The following is a 1,753-nucleotide window of genomic DNA, read 5'->3' as shown; positions in this document are numbered from 1 at the left end:
ATGGCTTAAAAATTTATTTTGAAATGTCTAAATTCAGGCGCTTTTTAATGGGAATAAATACGTTCCGGTTCTGCCATTTTGAATCTTATTATGAAGCTTATTTATGTTTCTTGCCATGGCAAGCAGTGTGCTTTCTGCAAGTACGTTGGATGCTCCTTTACTTAAATATCTGCGGAACTGCATATCCTGTTTCAAATCTCCAAAGGATCCTTCTGCCTGTATGCTCCGGTTTGTCCTGAAAAGGACTCCTTGCTCCGAAACGATCCGCTCCAGGTTTTCTTTCCTGTGTTTTAAAAATGTTTTGGCAACCTGAAGCTTCTTTGTTCTTTCTTCCATAGGTGTTTTGCAGTTATTTCCTTTTATGCATTCACTTTTGTATGGGCAGCCGCTACAGTCTTCGCATTTATAAATTGTTTTCTCGCTTATATACCCTGTTTTGCTTTTTGAGTGGCGGATATGGTCCGCTCCTAACTTTTTTCCGTTCCTGCAGGTATAAATATCTGCTTCGGCATCATACTCCATGTTTTCAATTCTTCCGATATCATTTTTATATTTACGGGTTTTGGAAATCTCATAGTTTGCAGGTTTGATGTACGATATCTGTCCATTTGTTTCGAGAAACAGATAGTTTTCCTCACTTTCGTATCCGGCATCCGCTGTTATGTTTTTGTATTTGAATTTTAAATGCTGCTCAGCATCTTTCAAAAATGGTATCAGGGTCGTGGTATCTGTGGGCTGTGGTCCGATGGCAAGCCATGTGATATATTCAGAGTCCACGCCATGCTGAAGATTGTAAGCGGGTTTTAGCTGTCCGTTCCCCATAGCGTCTTCCTTCATCCGCATAAATGTGGCGTCATGGTCAGTCTTGGAATAACTGTTGCGCTCTCCGCATATATGAACCTGTTGGTTGTACTTTTTTAACCGTCCCAGATAATCCTCGAGAGTTTCAATGCTTTTTTGAAGCGGTGTTTTCCTCTTACCGGTTCCATGCACAAACACTACCTGTTCCGATTCCTTTAATGCATACAGTTTTTTGCGCAGCCTTTTCACATGCTTTATCTTTATCGTATTTCCGTAGGCAATTCTGATATCATAGAGCTGCTCACATTCAGCCACAAAACCGGCAAGTTTTTGTAAAAGCTTACTCTGATTCTTTGTGACTGCTTTTTTCCAGACAAAAGTATATTTATTCGCACCGGCTTCGATTTTTGTACCGTCAATGAATATGGTTTCTCCTGAAATTTCACCAAGGTCAAAAAGCGCATTTGACATTTCTGCAAGAATACGCTTCGAACATGGTGCAAAATGGATGCTTCTAAACCGGGCAAACGTTGCATGATCCGGCACAGGGGCACCTTCCAGAAGAAACATGAAGTTGATATCCCTTTTACAATTGAGTTCCATGGAACGGGAGGAATAATCTCCATTCATGTAAGAGTAGAGTACAATCTTCAGGAGAGTTCTTGGCGATACAGAATTTATTCTTTCATAAGTAGAATACAGGTCAGTCAAATCCATTGCCTCCACAAACTGACTTAGTAACCGCACAGAATCATTATCCGGAATGATTGTTTCAATATTTAGCGGAAGTTTCAGTTGATATCCGCTCTGATTTTGGCTATAATCTTTTTGTAATTTATTAAGTGTTAGCATACTAATATTTTACACCAACTGCCGGATTCTTTCGAGGTCTGGCAGTTATTTTTTGCATAGAAAAGGAGCTGCGCACTAATCACTTAGTGCGACAGCCCCA

General features: G+C 40.2%; 1 protein-coding gene. It reads right to left on the bottom strand.

All coding sequences use genetic code 11. The features are described from left to right. Positions 1-33: 33 nt before the first annotated feature. Positions 34-1,653, bottom strand: coding sequence for an IS1182 family transposase (locus CI597_RS17430; protein WP_024729444.1), 1,620 nt, complete (start codon positions 1,651-1,653; stop codon positions 34-36). Between the last annotated feature and the right edge of the window lie 100 nt (positions 1,654-1,753).

The organism is Anaerostipes hominis (ex Lee et al. 2021), from assembly GCF_002270485.1.
GTDB lineage: Bacteria > Bacillota > Clostridia > Lachnospirales > Lachnospiraceae > Anaerostipes > Anaerostipes hominis.
The sequence above is the reverse complement of the archived record's forward strand: the minus strand, read 5'-3'. Positions and strand labels throughout refer to the sequence as shown.

What these genes read in the sequence shown, in the direction of transcription:
- CI597_RS17430 (WP_024729444.1), bottom strand. Translation starts at nt 1,653, where the DNA reads ATGCTAACACTTAATAAATTACAAAAAGATTATAGCCAAAATCAGAGC.